Here is a 16,848-nt window from a genome sequence, read left to right as displayed (position 1 = left end):
GCGTAATATTGCTACTTAATCGATTATGTAACCACGCTGTGAATACGTATGCATTTAATTGTAAATATTAGCTCAGGGTATATATTTAGTCGAAGTGTTGTTTTTTCATGCAACACCTTTATTCGACAACAAGGCCTGATATGAATTCATTGCTAACCAAAAGTTTGCTTATTTTATTACTAAGCCTAACTACTGCATGTACACACACTAAAACTTCAAACAGTGCCTATGAGCCCAAACCCTACGTAAAACTGACTCACCCAGAGTGGTCAAAAAATGCGGTGATGTATCAACTCAATACTCGCCAATTCACCAAAGAAGGCACCTTTAATGCAGCACAGCAGCAATTGCCACGCTTGAAAGAGTTAGGCGTTGATATTATTTGGCTTATGCCCATAAACCCGATTGGTGAAGAAAACCGAAAAGGCAGTTTAGGCAGCCCTTATTCTGTAAAAGATTACCGTAAAGTAAACCCTGAGTTTGGCACACTTGAAGACCTTAAAGCCTTTGTGAACAAAGCCCATGATATGGGGATGTATGTCATTTTAGATTGGGTAGCAAATCACAGTGCTTGGGATAACTGGCTTCGATTTGAACATCCCGATTGGTACGACCGAGACTACAAAGGCCAATTTAGACCGACACCATGGTGGGACTGGTCTGACATTATTGATTTTGATTATTCAAAACCTGCTCTACGTGAGTACATGACAGAGTCAATGAAGTACTGGGTAAAAGAAGTCGGTATTGATGGCTATCGCTGTGATGTGGCAGGCTTTGTGCCCGTAGACTTTTGGAATAACGTCCGCCGTGAGCTTGATGACATAAAGCCTGTTTTAATGCTTGCTGAGTGGGAGTCTCGCGATTTACATGCCGAAGCCTTTGATATGACTTACGCCTGGTCATGGTCTGAGCACATGCATAAAATTGTAAAAGGTCATGCTGATGTTAGCGCCCTCTTCGTTTATTACTCATGGAACGAAAGTGCATTTCCAGAAGAAGCTTATCGCCTAGTGGGTGTTGCCAACCATGACACAAATGCATGGGAAGGCACTATGTTCGAAAACTATGGCGATGCACTTGAAGCCGTTATTGCATTATCTGTCGTTGGTGAAGGCTTCCCGATGATTTATAACGGTCAAGAAGCAGGTAACGATAAACGCCTCGCTTTTTTCGAACGAGACCCAATCAAATGGCAAAAGCACCCTATCGGTGATTTATATCAATCATTATTTACACTCAAACATAATAATGAAGCACTGTGGAATGGCCAATTTGGCGGCCGCATGGTGCATGTACCAAACACCGCACCAAAACAGGTACTTAGCTTTGTTCGAGCAAAAGGCAACGATAAAGTATTTGCTGTGTTCAACCTATCGAAAGAGCCTCAAACAGTTAACTTTAACGAGCCATTGTTTTTAGGTAAATACACAGATGCTTTTTCAAAACAGGCAATGGAATTTACTCAAACAACAGAACTTACAATTCCAGCATGGGGATTTAGAGTGTTTGTAGAATAGCTCACCGCCTTAACTTACTCCCCCAGTAACCAAATTTGATCCCATAATTAAAATATGGGGTCTAATAATCAATTAATTACTTTACTAACAAGACACCCATATTAATTTCTATTACTTCACAGAGTTAAACCTATAAAAAAACCTCTAACTAGACACCCAACTTAAAATTTCTCACTTCTCAAAATTATGACTAAACTTAAATTGTTCAACTCATGGAGGAGAAGAGCATGGCAACCCCACGTAGAAACTTAATTAGCGTTTCAAACACGCCTTACTACCATTGTATTTCACGCTGCGTTCGTCGCGCTTATTTGTGCGGGCAAGACCCACTGACGGGTCGTTCATATGAACATAGGCGGGGTTGGGTTGAAAACAAACTACTTCAACTTGGCCGGATATTTTGTATTGATATTTGTGCCTACGCGGTTATGAGTAATCACACTCATCTAGTCCTACACATCAATATAGCAAAAGCTAAGCGTCTAAATAATAAAGCGATTCTAATTAGGTGGCACAAATTATTCAAAAGTACATTCCTATGCCAACGATTCTTAAATGGCGAATTGCTAACACAAACCGAGCTCGCTGCAATTAATGCCAGAGTAAATTTATATAGAGAAAGGCTCAGCAGCATTAGTTGGTTTATGCGAGTTCTTAACGAGGGTATTGCACGAAAAGCGAATCTAGAGGATGAATGTAAAGGACGATTTTGGGAAGGTCGCTTTAAATCGCAAGCCTTGCTCGATGAAGCTGCACTTGCTGCATGCCTTGCTTATGTTGATTTAAACCCAGTAAGAGCAAAAGCGGCTGATTTACCTGAGCAATCTGACTACACCAGTATTAAATCTAGAATTAATGCAGCTCAAAATAATAAGCAACCGAAATCACTTATGCGCTTTGCAGGTAAACCTCGTAAACATATGCCTAAGGGACTACCATTTGAACTCAAGACATATCTGCAACTTGTAGATTGGACAGGCCGTTCAATACGACAAGATAAGCCAGGGAAAATCCCAGAAGATGCTTTACCAATACTTGAAAGATTAAACATTTGTACTGACAACTGGCTTACACTCACAACCTCATTTACACGCTCATTTAAAAATACGGCTGGTAAAGAACAGGCTATATCTGCTTATACAAATCACATGAAACGAAAACGAAGAAGCTCTATTAGCACTAGTCGAGCACTATTTGCCTAAACCGAAACTCGAAAATATTTAGAGTAGCCTTGCATTTGGACTAAGCTTGCCCGAAATCTGGCACTAGTCAGAGAATAACTACAGCATCATGTAAAAAGAACATTCGATTTATAAATAAATTTAGTAAATTAATTTAGAACGACTGGGTAGCCTTATTTAAAGTCAGCTATTAAAAAATCTACTAAAGTAGCCTAAAATGGGTGTCTTTTTAATTTTTGTAACCTGTACCTCACCAGCTGTGTCTCCTTCAATTCAATCATGTGCATAACGACGAAGTTTACATTTTTAATATGGGTGTCTTGATAATTCTAAATAAAATGGATGTCTTGATAAATTGATGAAATTTACATTGTTAATGTGGATGTCTAGATAACTTAGAGAATAAACATACTTAAAGTTAAGTTTAATTAACACAGGAATAAAAGATTGTTTCTAAAGAAAGCTTTAAAACAGAATTTATATGAGGAAAGTCACCCAAAGAAGATTTTGGGTGGCAGTCTTACCAGCCGCATCTCGGCACACACGTCACACGCTGTGGCTGCTCCCTTCCGGGCCTGACCAGGTTCACCTGCTAGTGTTGCGAGAGGACCAATAAGACTACCATTGAGGGCCTTGTTTGGCGCGGGAGGGATTATCTCTACTTTTAGCCTGTTATTCAAGGGGTATTCGAAAAAGAAAGTGCGATTGCATACTTGGTATACAATCGCACTGTCATTAAGGGGGTTATCGCTTACTTTTCAAGTTCAGCTTTAATGTTGAGTAATGCAGCTTTCACTTTTTTCATATTTTCTGGGCCCATACGCAGTAATTGTTTTTGCGCATCAGGTAGGTTTTCCCACTCAGAGTATGCATATTGATAAGTGACTGAGTTGCGAACAAGTGGCATATCACCTTTTGGCTCTGGCGTATCAAGCAGTACGTCAATAGCCTCTTCTAGCGTGCCTGTGAATGCATCACCTTCGTAGCCAATTTCTGCATAAGCTTCGTTGATAAGTGGTTTGTATTCATCATACATACGAATAACTTGAGCAGCGCTTAGGCTAGTAAATAGTTTTACGTATGGCGTATAGCGCTCATAGCTATTTGGGTCGATTGTTAAAATGTCGCCCTCAATAACTTTAAACGACTCTTTAGGACGCTCAACAGGTGCATGGCTTAATGCCACTTTACCTTTTGCGATGTTATCAACATACACAACACCACGACGAATAAGGTCATCGGTCACCATTAAGCTCATCACTTGGTCACTTAGTAACTCATCCATACGAGCAACAACCACTTCATCGCTTTCATTTAACGTTGGTAGTGGCTCGACTTCTGGAACTGGCTCTGGAGTGCGCTCTGGAGCAGTATCGACTACAACTGGTTCTGGCTCAGGCTCTGTCACTTCAGGTTCTGGTTCAGGCTCTTGATACTCAACAACTGGCGCTTCTTCTGCAACAATGTCTTCAACAACTTGCACTGGTTTATCTTCAGGCTTCAATAAAATAAACGCTGCCACACCAGCAACAAGAATAAGCACAACCACCGCAAAAATCAGGTTGTTATTTGATGAACCCTTTTGTACTTCAGGTTCTGACGAATGCTCTGACATAGACACTCCCTTAAAAATAAAACAGATAAAAATACGAAAAAACCATTTAGCCTTGAGCTAATCTTTGCTTCTTCTAGCTTAAAGACTTACAGTTGATAAATAAAGTAAAGACGCACAACTATTTAAATGCAACCATGAGCAGTAAGTTAAAAAAAACACAACACTCTAAAATCGCTTTATTACTAACAGGTGGTGGCGCGCGAGCGGCTTATCAAGTTGGTGTGCTTAAAGCGATAACGCAAAGCATGCCTCGTACAGCCCCACTGCCCTTTACTATTATTAATGGGACATCAGCTGGCGCAATTAATTCCGCAGCGTTAGCATGTTATGCATCCTGTGCGCATTTAGCATGCAAAAAACTTGAATGGGTGTGGAAGAATTTTTCGACTTCTCAGGTTTATAAAAGCGACTTTTTAAGTGTGTTTTTGCATATTACTCGCAACATGCTTACGAGTTTTCAATCTGAACATATTAATCACCCACCAGCGAGTTTACTGAACAATAAACCGCTGAGAAAACTGTTGCACGAAATACTCGATTTATCGCGTATCGAACGGAATTTACATAAAAACTACCTAGATGCAGTATCAATTACTGCTTCGAGCTATACAACTGGTGACTCTGTCGCATTTTTTCAGTCACTGACACAAAAACCGTGGCGCAGAGCAAAGCGTGAAGGGCAAGCAACCCGCATTAATGTTGAGCACTTAATGGCATCGAGCGCTATTCCGATGGTGTTCCCGAGCGTGAATGTTTATAACCACTATTTTGGCGACGGCTCTATTCACCAACTTTCGCCACTGAGTCCGTCGGTTCACTTAGGTGCTGAAAAAATCTTTATTATTGGTGTTGATGAACCAAAAGAATTGCACCCACCGGGTTACCAGCCTCATTACCCGGGTCTTTCTAATATTGCTGGTCACTTACTCGATAGCGTATTTACCGACACGCTACAGTCTGATTTAGAGCGTTTACAGCGTATCAATCGCACGCTAAGCCTGTTACCTGCCCGCGACAAACACCAAGAGTTAAAACAAATCGAAACTTGCGTGATCAACCCATCGCAAAACTTTAATGCAATCGCAGCTCAGTTTTATGATGACATGCCTATGGCAATCAAACTGTTACTACGCATGATAGGCGTGAAGAAACGTTCGCAATCGAGTTTAACGAGCTACTTACTGTTTGAAAAACGTTATACCCAAAAGCTTATTGAAATTGGCTACCAAGATGGCCTTAAAAAGCTACCTGAAATTCGTAAATTCTTAGAACTGGAGTAGCTAATAGCTACTCCATACCGTCGAGTAAAAATCTCTCTACCCGCTCTACTCGGCGAGGCTTGCCTTGTAACACTAAAATATCACCTGCCAATAAAATAGTTTGTGATGAAGGTGCGTCAATTTCTCGGTCTTGTCGGCGCAGCGCTCTAACCGACACACGGCGCTGCTCAAGTTTAAGCTCACTAATTTTCTGATTAACCGCATAAGCGTGTTCTGGCAGAGCTATAACATGTAAATACTCAAGCCTATCTGAACTTGCCTCTTCGCCATCGAGTTTATCGCCAGTGAAAAAGCCATTTAAAAACTTATAACGATTACGCCGCTCTTTACTTACTCGGCGTATGATCCGTGTCATCGGCACGCCAGACATATAAAGCACATGCGAAACCAACATTAGGCTTGCTTCGAGTGTTTCAGGCACTACCTCAGTAACACCAAGCTCTTTAAGCGTTTCCATTTCGGTATCATCTCGCATCCGTACCAGTATTTTCACGTCAGGAGCTATTTGCTTGATGGCATCAACAACAATTTGCGTTTGCTCAAAATCAGTAAAAGTAATAATGACTAGCCTTGCCCGCTCTACACCCGCTGATTTTAAAATATCTTTTTGATTTACATGGCCAAAAATAACTGGCTCACCAGCCGCTTTTGCTTCTTGCAATAAGATAGGGTTACTTTCAACCGCCACGTATTCAATAGCTTCTGGTTTTAAAAAGCGTGCTACGGTTTGCCCAACACGAGAAAAGCCACAGATCACAATATGATTTTGATATAAAGGGCTACTTGTCGCAGGCTGCTGCCAATACTGCCCTGCATGGCTTAAAAGGCCAAGCTTTTTAAGAATAAGCGGTGTTTTTTCAATAAGATAAGGCGTTAGTGCCATTGAAAGTACGCCAACTGCAATTAAAAACGAAGCTTGCTCTGAGCTTATCAGCAAATGCTGCGAAGCAAGTGCAATTAACACAAAGCCAAATTCTCCCATTTGCCAAAGCATAATACCCGCCGAAACCGCATCTTGCTTGCGCTCACCCATCACTTGAGCGGAAATCGCGAGCACCGCAATTTTAAATAGCAATAAGCCAATTAATACTGCGATGATCCAGTACCAGCTATTAAGTACATAAAGCACATCTAACTGCATACCGACGGTAACAAAAAAGAGCCCCATCAATATATCGCGAAACGGCCGAATATCTGCTTCTAGTTGGTGACGATAATGACTCTCACCTAACATCATACCAGCTAAAAAGGCGCCTAACGCCATCGATAAACCAAATAGGTAAGTCAGGCCTGCGGCAAACAAGGCAACCAATAAAGTCGTTAGCATGAATAGCTCATCGGTTCTTACCAACGCTATTTCGCTAAACACTTTAGGCAAAATCCATTTACCTATGCCGAACAATAAAATACATACTAAAGCGCCTTTAGTAAGTGCAAAAGCCAATGCTCCAGCAATTTCTTCAGAGCCACTTTGTGCTAGTAAAGGATAAACAATGAGTAGAGGGACAACAGCAATATCTTGAAATAGCAACACCCCTATTGCCAACTGGCCGCGGCGCTGGTTTAAGTCTCCTGATTCTTTAAGTAACTTAACCACCACCGCCGTTGAAGACAGCGCCATTAAACTGGCGATGGTAAAACTATTTAAAAGGCTGTGCTCTAACAGCAGTAAAATCAGCATAAATACAATGCTGGTCACCACAACCTGTAAGGAGCCAAGACCAAACACAATATTGCGCATTGCCATTAAACGCGGCAATGAAAACTCAAGCCCTAAACTAAACAGTAAAAATACAATGCCGAGTTCGGCAACAAAGTGCATTTCGTGGCTTTGCGCCATCCAGCCAATACCATGACTCCCCGCCAACACGCCGGTGGCAAGATAAGCAAGAATAGGTGGTAAACCAATTCGTTTGAAGAACCAAACAAATAATACGGCAGCGACGAGCAAGCCAAACACTTGAATCAGCACATTTTGCAAGCAATAAACTCCCTTCTACTTGATGATAAAGCTGTACCCTACCTTAAATATAGCAACCATCTGTTTTTCAGCCAGTTTAAAAATGTGGCACAAATCTCGCTAAGTATGAGTATCTAAACACTCCGGGGGGAGAATTATCATGGAAAATGTCCATATTTTGACGCAGCGGGTGTCTGCGCGAGGCGAGTTTCTGCCGTTTTCGGCAGAGCATTACCGAATAAATGAAACAAATAGTCCACACGATTTGGTCGCAAGGTTACAAACTACGTTATCAATCGAAGAAATTTTGACAATTTTTGCCGAACACGCAAAACAACTGATCAATTTATCTGGATTACAGTTCCAATCTGCACTCGGAGTGTCACAAAGTGCTGGCAGCGATACCAGTCAAACACCGTACTCTTTTGATTTAGATATCGAAAGTGAACGCTTAGGGCAGTTAATTTATTTTAGTCAGTTCCCTATGGGTAAAGCGATTGAAGCAAAATTAAAGCAGCTTCATACAGCACTCGTTTACCCATTACGTAATGCGCTTATGTACACCCGCGTATTACGTTTAGCGACTAAAGATGCTTTAACAGGCTTAAATAATCGTAGTCAATTTAATGACAGCTTGGCACAAAAGCTAGAACGTTGCCGCCGTCAGCATCGTCCATTTAGTTTAATGCTGCTTGATTTAGATAACTTTAAACAAGTGAACGATAACTTTGGTCATAAAATTGGCGATGATGTACTGCAAGAATTTGCTAATGTATTACGCACTAGTGTGCGCGGCACAGACTCTATTTTCCGCTTTGGTGGAGATGAATTTGCATTATTAATCGACGACCCTGAATTCACCACTAATAAGGTAATTGCTGATCGTATTATGAGTTTGGTTGCTAGCTCAGGGTTGATGGCTCAATATGATGTAACATCAAGTATTGGTTATACGCTCGCCAATAACCAAGACTGCGAAAACGAAGTGTTTGCCCGTGCTGACAAGGGCCTTTATAAGGCAAAAGCAGCAGGAAGAAACTGCGCAAGAGCTTACTAATTGAGTAAAAGCCTAGCATCCCCCGCTAGGCTTTTTTGTTTATAAATTTATAACCCAGTAATACTAACCAAAAACCAGCGAAGAAGCCGCTTAATAAGTAAAGCAAGGCAGCCATGGTGGTGAGGGGCGATACCATCACTAGAGCCAGCGGCGTAAGTACGCCCAGAATAAAGAAAATACCGCCTTTGCCTGACCAGTAACCTAGCAGCAATAATGAGCAAACTAGGCCGCCAGCTAGCGCATAAAAAAGTGTATTTATTGTCAGCTCTGCATAAGCAAAACCAGCAATTACAGCCACTAGCACCGACAACGCAAAGCCAAGTGGTGCCTTATTAACTAGTGATAAACCAACATGTGGTTGTTCACTCATAGATTGTCTCCCAAAGAATGCCATCTTCAACACTGTGCTGCTCACTAATAAAGTAGCCAACAACTTGCACAAGTTGATCGTTATAAAAAATAAGTGGTGTCTGCGCACGTAACCAAGGAGCTACTTTGGCATCTTTAAACCAATGTTTTAAAGTATTTGAACCAGGTTTATGCAACGGTTTTATACGCGCTTGAGGCTTATTAAATTCAACCCTTACTTGCTCATCGGGCTTTGGTTTTCTAATACCCTTGCCCGCTTTCACTATTAGTTTTCGGCCATCTGTCAGTTCAAAACTCTGTAAAGCAATATTCATCGCCTCAGGTATTGCCTGCTCTTTTACAAAGTACCAATGTTGCTGATGCCGACGAACATCGCCGCTTTGCAAACAAATTTTTAACTGGGCATCGGCTTTTGCTGTTAAGCCTTGTTCAATAATTTGCTGTAGCTGATTCTCTGAAGGTAGTTGATGGGTAAACTGATTCAGCCACGCACGTACAAGGTTTGCTTGTCTGGGCTTACTAAACCCCGCTATTGCCTCGCAGCTTAAACCACCCTGTGAATTTTGGCAGTGTGTAAGGTCGTTTTGAGTATATTCATCGAGCAGCGATTGCTGCTTTTGTAACAGCCGAATACTGCGCGCTGCACTTTTTTCAAACCCTTGAAAACGCTCCGTTAAAATCGGCATAACCTGATGACGTAAAAAATTACGGTCAAAGCGTTCATCAATATTTGAGTCATCGGTGATATGGGTAATAGCAAATTCACTGGTAAATTGTTCAATTTGCTCACGAGTGATATTAATCAGCGGTCTAAAACATACACGCCCAGACGCTAACAATCGCGTTTGTGGCATTGATGCTAAGCCTTGCAAGCCAGAACCACGCTTTAAACGAAGTAAGAAGGTCTCAAGTTGATCATTTAAGTGCTGACCAAGCAGTATTACACTACTTGGTATACAGTTTTCGTCGAGTGCTTGGTACCGAGCCTCTCTTGCTTGTGCCTCAAGTGATGTACGCGAGCGCTCATAAATTTCAACATGCACCGCTTTAAATGCGACATCGAGCTCTTCACACAGCGATTGGCAAAACCCTTGCCACTCATCAGCATACTTGCTCAAACCATGATTAACATACACAGCTTCAAGTTTAAGTTCTGAGTGTTGCTGTTGAGCTTGCTTCATTAAATGTAACAATACAACAGAATCAACACCGCCAGATAAGGCAACGCTAAAGCTACTTTGCTGAGCGTTCAGCAAAGGCTGCAATTGTGCTAAAAAATGGTGGTATAAATCTGATGTTTGCATTTAAAACCAATGAGTATACAAGCGTCTTTGTTATCGGCATTATAAAACAAAAAAAGCCGCAAAAGCGGCTTTTTTCAATTTTAAGCTGTGTTTAGCAATAGCCAAACGACATTAAACGTTTGTAACGCTGATCAAGCATTTCATCTAGTGAAAGGCCTTGTAAGTCAGCTAGGTCACGCTTAAGTTGGTTTTTAAGGTTACGCGCCATCGCATCGTAATTACGATGTGCGCCACCAAGTGGCTCATCAATTACGTTGTTGATTAAATCAAGCTCTTTAACACGTGCAGCTGTTACACCCATGGCTTCTGCAGCTAATGGTGCCTTGTCTGCACTTTTCCATAAGATTGATGCACAACCTTCTGGTGAAATTACAGAGTAAGTGCTGTATTGCAACATGTTAACGCGGTCGCCCACACCAATTGCTAATGCACCACCAGAACCACCTTCACCGATAACAGTACAGATAGTTGGTACTTTTAACGCGGCCATAACTTTAAGGTTACGCGCAATTGCTTCACTTTGACCACGCTCTTCAGCGCCAACACCTGGGTATGCACCTGGAGTGTCGATAAATGTCATGATTGGCATTTTGAAACGCTCAGCCATTTCCATTAAGCGTAATGCTTTACGGTAACCTTCTGGCTTTGGCATACCAAAGTTGCGTTTAATTTTTTCAGCCGTGTCACGCCCTTTTTGTTGGCCAATAACCATCACTGGTTGACCTTCAAAACGTGCAACACCACCTAAAATAGCTGGGTCGTTAGCAAAAGTACGGTCGCCTGCTAGTTCGTCAAATTCCGTGAAAATGCGCTCGATGTAATCACGAGTATAAGGACGCAACGGATGACGGGCTAACTGAGAAACCTGCCAAGCACCTAATTCAGAGAAAATTTTCTCTTTCATTTCAGCACTTTTCTCTTTTAATCGACTGACTTCCTCTTCTAATCCAAGGTCTAATTCGCCAGCGCGGCTTACATTTTGTAATTCTTCAATTTTTGCTTCTAATTCTGCGATTGGAAGCTCAAAATCAAGATAATTGAGGCTCATGCTCTAAACTACCTAATTAATTAAATTCTAGTTCTACATCTTGCGCCGCCATCAGCGATAACTTATGAATTAAGTCATCACTCGGCGTAACACACCATTCGGTTCCTAAGGTAATCTCAGCCAACGCATCCGGACGTTGATAGAATACTTTAATAGGACAAGTACCAAACTTATAAGGTTCCAGTACTTTTTGTAAATTATCGAAGAAGTTCGCCTCGATCTGCACCATATTCAAGGTCATTTTAATCGCTTTTATACGTTTTTCTCGCGCCTCAGCGATGGTGCATATGTCTCTAGCGGTCATTGTAATGCCACCAGAGAAGTTATCAAAGCTGACCTGTCCAGATATTACCAAGATATTGTTTACTTGCAGCAAATCTTGGTACATTTCAAACTGTTCTGGGAATAAGCGTACATCAATACGGGCACTCTTGTCATCTAAAGTTACAAGACCCCATCGATTTCCCTTTTTGTTTATCAAGGTACGGGCAGAAATCACTAAGCCTGCGGCCGTTGACTGCACATCACGGTTAGTAGGTTGTAAATCGACCAGCCTTCCTGATGTATAATGCTTTAACTCTTTACGATACTGATTAATTGGGTGGCCAGTTAAATACAGCCCTAAAGTTTCTTTCTCACCATCTAGCCACTCATTGTCGGTTAAATCTGTGGCTTTGATAAATGCTTGTTCAACTTCATCTGGCTCTGTGGCAAGTAATCCAAATAAATCTGCCTGCCCTAATGACTCAGCCTTATGATGCTGATCGGCCGCTCGCATGGCATCTTTTAAACTTGCTAATAAGGTTGCACGGCCAGGTTGGGTTTTATCTGGGCCAAGTTGATCAAGCGCTCCGGCATAAATAAGCTTTTCAACAACTCGCTTGTTTAAACGCTTTAAGTCAACACGGGCACAAAAATCAAATAAGTCTTTAAACGGGCCACCTTCGCTACGGGCTTCTAGAATAGCTTCAACAGGCGCCTCACCAACCCCTTTAATGGCACCGATACCGTAAACAATCTCACCTTGTAGATTAACCGTAAACTTGTACTCACCGGCATTTACATCCGGCGGTAACAAGGTCAGTTTCATGTTTTCACATTCATCTACCAAGGTAACAATTTTATCGGTGTTATCCATATCCGCCGACATTACCGCAGCCATAAATTCTGCTGGGTAGTGGGTTTTCATCCACAGCGTTTGGTACGATACTAAGGCATAAGCAGCTGAGTGAGATTTATTAAAACCATAACCTGCGAATTTCTCTACCAAGTCGAAGATTTTCATTGCAAGTTCGCCGTCAACTCCGTTATTAACAGCTCCTTCTTCGAAGGTTGAACGTTGCTTTGCCATCTCCTCTGGCTTTTTCTTACCCATCGCACGACGCAACATGTCAGCGCCACCTAGCGTATAACCAGCCAGTACCTGCGCAATCTGCATTACCTGTTCTTGATAAAGAATGATACCGTAAGTCGGTTCTAGAATGGGTATCAAGCTATCGTGTTGCCACTGTACATCAGGATAAGATAACTCTTCGCGGCCATGCTTACGGTCGATAAAGTTATCTACCATGCCTGATTGCAATGGACCAGGGCGGAATAGCGCTACCAGTGCGATCATATCTTCGAAGCAGTCGGGCTTTAGACGACGAATAAGGTCTTTCATACCACGAGATTCTAACTGGAATACCGCGGTGGTTTCGGCGCGTAGCAGTAACTCAATACTTGGCTTATCATCAAGTGGGATGGCGTTGATATCAACCGGCTCTTTACCCTCTCGGGCTAAGCGCTCGTTAGTCATATCAAGCGCCCATTGCAAGATGGTAAGTGTTCTTAGACCTAGGAAGTCAAACTTAACTAAACCCGCCGTTTCAACGTCGTTTTTATCAAATTGCGTTACCGGGAATTTACCCTCATCATCACAATAAAGAGCAGCAAAGTCAGTGATAGTGGTTGGTGATATTACAACACCACCAGCGTGTTTACCGGCGTTACGTGTACAGCCTTCGAGGATGCGACACATATCAATAAGCTCTTTGACCTCTTCATCACCGTCGTAGGCTTCTTGTAAACGCGGCTCAACATCAAACGCTTTAGCCAAGGTCATGCCCGGATCGCCCGGCACTAGTTTAGAGATACGATCAACAAAGCCGTAAGGGTGACCAAGTACACGGCCTACGTCACGGATAACCGCTTTTGCAGCCATGGTACCAAAAGTAATGATCTGAGATACCGCGTCACGGCCATAAAGCGCCGCTACGTGATCAATTACCTCATCACGCCTATCCATACAGAAATCGACGTCGAAATCGGGCATTGAGATACGTTCTGGGTTCAAGAAACGTTCGAATAGTAAGTCAAATTCAAGCGGATCAAGGTCAGTAATCTTCAGTGCATAAGCAACCAATGAACCGGCACCAGAACCACGCCCTGGACCTACCGGAATATTGTTATCTTTACTCCACTGAATGAACTCCATTACGATCAAGAAGTAACCCGGGAAACCCATTTGGTTGATTACGTCGAGCTCTATTTTCAGACGCTCATCATACTCACCACGTTTTTCTTTACGCTCTTGCTCATCTGGGAATAAAAACTGTAAACGTTCTTCAAGACCATCTTCAGAGACCTTAACCAAGAAGTCTTCAATTTTCAGCGAACCGGTTGGGTAATCAGGTAAGAAGTAAGTTCCTAATTGTACGGTCACATTACAACGCTTAGCAATTTCAACGGTGTTTTCTAACGCTTCAGGAATATCGCTAAATAGCTCAGCCATTTGCTCTGCTGTTTTAAGATATTGCTGCTCAGAAAAACGTTTTGGTCTACGTTTATCTTCTAAGGTGTAACCGTCATGGATTGCCACGCGGATTTCATGGGCTTCAAAGTTTTCTGGTTTTAAAAACACCACTTCGTTAGTTGCCACTACAGGTAACTGCTCTTTTGTAGCAAGCTCAACAGCTAGGTGTAAATAGTCTTCTTCTAAAGCACGTTCCGTACGAATAAGCTCAATGTAATAATGATCGCTAAAATGTTGCTTATAAAAACTAACAACCGATTCAATAAGCCCAGGGTTACCCTTTAATAGGGCTTTACCTAAGTCGCCATCTTTAGCGCCAGATAATAAAATTAGGCCATTTTTGTGCTCCACCAGCCATTCACGGTCAACCACTGGGCGGTGAAATAAATGTCCTCGCTGGTATGCTTTAGAGATCAATAAAGTAAGGTTTTTATAACCTTCGTTATCTTTCGCTAAGATGGTAATTCGGCTAGGTTCATCTTCAAATTCAGGGCTTCTTAACCAAAAGTCTGCGCCGACAATAGGTTTAATACCAGCGCCATGGGCAGCGCCATAAAAACGCACCAAACCACATAAGTTCATCTGATCGGTGATAGCCAACGCAGGCATTTGCAGCTCTTCTGCTTTAGCGACAATTGGCTTAGTTTTAGCTAGGCCATCCACCATTGAGAAATCTGAGTGAACACGTAAGTGAACAAATTGTGGCGCAGGCATTACAGTTGCTCTCCTTTTAACGCCAAAATGCGCTGAACAGGTTTAAAGCTTTTACGATGCTCTGCAATAGCACCGTATTGTTCAAGCGCTGCAAAGTGTGCTTTAGTCGGATAGCCTTTATGGCCAGCAAAACCATAGTCAGGGTAACGCTTATCAAGCTCAATCATTTCATCATCACGAGCAACTTTCGCTAAAATAGATGCCGCCGAAATCTCTTCAACTAGGCTATCGCCTTTTACTACCGCCTGTGCTGGTACAGCTAACTGACTAGGCACTCGGTTACCATCAATAAAAACAAACTCAGGCTTTACGCTTAAGCCTTCAACCGCGCGACTCATCGCGAGCATAGTAGCGTGTAAAATGTTTAACTCGTCAATCTCAGTTGGGCTACAACGACCAATAGCATAGCACAGGGCTTTTTCTTTTATTTCTGCGGCTAATAATTGACGTTTTTTGTCTGATAACTTTTTAGAATCAGCTAACCCTGCAATAGGCTTATTTGGGTCAAGTATTACCGCTGCGGTAACAACATCACCCACTAATGGACCACGGCCAACTTCATCTACACCAGCAATATAATTAACATTCGGTCGTTCAATTTGCATTTAGTAACTCCGCGACTGCTGCTGCAGCTTGTTCATTGGCATTTAATCTAATGTCTTTATGTATGGATAAAAAGCGCGCTTTTAGTTCGCTGTTATCAGTATTAAGCATTGGTGTTAGCGCAGCCGATAGGTTTTCAACATTACATTCAGTTTGTAAGTACTCTGGAACGAGTTCTTCATCGGCTAATAAATTAGGCAACGAGAAATACTTAATGTTAAAAGTGAATAAGGTTTTGAAAATCCAGTAACTCAGTGGCTTAATTTTATAACCCACAACCATCGGCTTTTTGTACAGCATACCTTCAAGCGTTGCGGTTCCTGAGGCAAGTAAAATGGCATCAGCGGCTTGCATTGCAAGATTTGACTGACCATCCAATAATTGCAGTTTTAGATCAGGGGCTGTTTTTTCTAAAATTTCACAAAACTGTGCTTTTCGTTTTTCATTGACTAACGGCACCACAATTTTAAGGTCAGGGTTTTGCGCTTGAAGTTTAGCCGCTGTTTCAATGTAGGTTTCGCTTAAAAGCCCTACTTCAGAACCTCGGCTACCTGGTAGTAATGCAAGCACTTTATCTGTTTGTGCTAAACCAAGCTGATTACGAGCCTCGGTTTGGTCGTGCTCAAGGGCAATATCATCAGCCAGAGTATGACCCACAAAGGTACAAGGTACATCGTGCTTATCATAAAAGGCTTTTTCGAACGGTAAAAGTGCCAGCACTAAATTAGTGGCGGCACTGATTTTATGAATACGTTTTTCGCGCCACGCCCACACTGATGGGCTAACATATTGTACTGTTTTAATACCCGCTTCTTTTAGCGGCTTTTCGACACGTAAGTTAAAGTCAGGGGCATCAATACCAATAAATACATCTGGTGGGTTGTCGATAAAATGCTGCACCAATTGTTTGCGTATTTTTAGTAGGCGCGGTAATCGGCCAAGTACTTCAACTAGGCCCATTACAGATAATTCGTCCATATCGAATAATGTTTTACAGCCAGCCGCTTGCATACGCGGGCCTGCAATCCCTTCAAATATGGCATCCGGAAAACGGCGTTTAAGTGCTTTTACTAGCCCTTCACCTAAAATATCACCTGATAACTCACCTGCCACCAAGGCAATACGTAACGGCTTTGTTTGTTCTTTCATTCGTTGATAATTCGCAACTTTTGGCACTAATAAAAACGAGTTTACCGTGTTTTAGCAGTCGGATAAATGTCACAGAGTTAATAAATACTAGAAATCGAAATTAGCCTGCCTACTTGCTCATTGGTTGAGCATTTATTTGCGTGTGTAGCCTGCAGGTTTACTGGCCACTATCTAAAAAGAGCTTAAAAAAGAATAAAATAAGCCATAGCAAAACGGCTTTTTATAACGATTAAATATTTGAAACTTTAGAGCTT

The 16,848-nt window shown here is 42.0% G+C and carries 12 protein-coding genes and 1 other RNA gene; 4 read left to right on the top strand and 9 right to left on the bottom strand.

The genetic code is table 11. The features are described from left to right. Positions 1 to 140: 140 nt before the first annotated feature. Together VRK28_RS13910 and VRK28_RS13905 are read left to right on the top strand one after the other, a co-directional pair. Positions 141 to 1,520: an alpha-amylase family glycosyl hydrolase gene (locus VRK28_RS13910; RefSeq protein ID WP_062566920.1), complete on the top strand. Its 1,380-nt coding sequence runs from the start codon at positions 141 to 143 to the stop codon at positions 1,518 to 1,520. Between the two features lie 227 nt (positions 1,521 to 1,747). Beyond that, a complete protein-coding gene (locus VRK28_RS13905; protein WP_062566919.1) occupies positions 1,748 to 2,722 on the top strand; it encodes a transposase in 975 nt (324 codons plus the stop codon). Positions 2,723 to 3,219: 497 nt separating this feature from the next. On the opposite strand, the gene ffs is transcribed toward VRK28_RS13905, so the two are convergent. Further along, positions 3,220 to 3,316: signal recognition particle sRNA small type (gene ffs, locus VRK28_RS13900), an RNA gene on the bottom strand. Between the two features lie 136 nt (positions 3,317 to 3,452). After that, positions 3,453 to 4,316, bottom strand: coding sequence for a DUF3014 domain-containing protein (locus VRK28_RS13895; protein ID WP_063528892.1), 864 nt, complete (start codon positions 4,314 to 4,316; stop codon positions 3,453 to 3,455). A gap of 134 nt (positions 4,317 to 4,450) precedes the next feature. On the opposite strand from VRK28_RS13895, the gene VRK28_RS13890 reads away from it, so the two are divergent. Next, positions 4,451 to 5,596 (top strand): patatin-like phospholipase family protein, encoded by a 1,146-nt coding sequence (locus tag VRK28_RS13890; RefSeq protein WP_054562027.1) that lies wholly within the window; start codon positions 4,451 to 4,453, stop codon positions 5,594 to 5,596. Between the two features lie 7 nt (positions 5,597 to 5,603). On the opposite strand, the gene VRK28_RS13885 is transcribed toward VRK28_RS13890, so the two are convergent. Beyond that, positions 5,604 to 7,577: a monovalent cation:proton antiporter family protein gene (locus VRK28_RS13885; RefSeq protein WP_062566896.1), complete on the bottom strand. Its 1,974-nt coding sequence runs from the start codon at positions 7,575 to 7,577 to the stop codon at positions 5,604 to 5,606. Positions 7,578 to 7,716: 139 nt separating this feature from the next. Between VRK28_RS13885 and VRK28_RS13880 the strand changes: the two genes are divergently transcribed. Beyond that, positions 7,717 to 8,613 carry a GGDEF domain-containing protein gene (locus VRK28_RS13880; protein WP_054562029.1) on the top strand — a complete coding sequence of 299 codons (897 nt, stop codon included), beginning with the start codon at positions 7,717 to 7,719 and terminating at the stop codon, positions 8,611 to 8,613. A 25-nt stretch (positions 8,614 to 8,638) separates the two neighbouring features. Here VRK28_RS13880 and VRK28_RS13875 read toward each other — a convergent pair whose 3' ends face one another. The 6 genes from VRK28_RS13875 to lpxB form a co-directional block, all read right to left on the bottom strand. Continuing rightward, positions 8,639 to 8,983: a hypothetical protein gene (locus tag VRK28_RS13875; RefSeq protein WP_062566895.1), complete on the bottom strand. Its 345-nt coding sequence runs from the start codon at positions 8,981 to 8,983 to the stop codon at positions 8,639 to 8,641. After that, on the bottom strand, positions 8,976 to 10,286 hold the full coding sequence (tilS, locus tag VRK28_RS13870) for a tRNA lysidine(34) synthetase TilS (protein WP_332394041.1): 1,311 nt from the start codon (positions 10,284 to 10,286) through the stop codon (positions 8,976 to 8,978). The genes VRK28_RS13875 and tilS overlap by 8 nt, the downstream gene beginning before the upstream one ends. 91 nt (positions 10,287 to 10,377) lie before the next feature. Then, positions 10,378 to 11,334, bottom strand: a complete 957-nt coding sequence (gene accA / locus VRK28_RS13865; protein ID WP_054553102.1) for an acetyl-CoA carboxylase carboxyl transferase subunit alpha — start codon at positions 11,332 to 11,334, stop codon at positions 10,378 to 10,380. Between the two features lie 16 nt (positions 11,335 to 11,350). Next, positions 11,351 to 14,842 carry a DNA polymerase III subunit alpha gene (gene dnaE, locus VRK28_RS13860; RefSeq protein ID WP_062566893.1) on the bottom strand — a complete coding sequence of 1,164 codons (3,492 nt, stop codon included), beginning with the start codon at positions 14,840 to 14,842 and terminating at the stop codon, positions 11,351 to 11,353. Continuing rightward, positions 14,842 to 15,447 (bottom strand): ribonuclease HII, encoded by a 606-nt coding sequence (gene rnhB / locus VRK28_RS13855; protein WP_062566892.1) that lies wholly within the window; start codon positions 15,445 to 15,447, stop codon positions 14,842 to 14,844. Before rnhB ends, dnaE begins: the two co-directional genes overlap by 1 nt. Beyond that, positions 15,437 to 16,594 (bottom strand): lipid-A-disaccharide synthase, encoded by a 1,158-nt coding sequence (gene lpxB, locus VRK28_RS13850; RefSeq protein WP_062566891.1) that lies wholly within the window; start codon positions 16,592 to 16,594, stop codon positions 15,437 to 15,439. Before lpxB ends, rnhB begins: the two co-directional genes overlap by 11 nt. Positions 16,595 to 16,848 lie beyond the last annotated feature (254 nt).

Origin of the sequence: Pseudoalteromonas sp. P80D2 (genome assembly GCF_036680945.1) — a bacterium.
Classification (GTDB): domain Bacteria; phylum Pseudomonadota; class Gammaproteobacteria; order Enterobacterales; family Alteromonadaceae; genus Pseudoalteromonas; species Pseudoalteromonas shioyasakiensis.
This window is presented reverse-complemented; position numbering and strand designations above follow the sequence as displayed.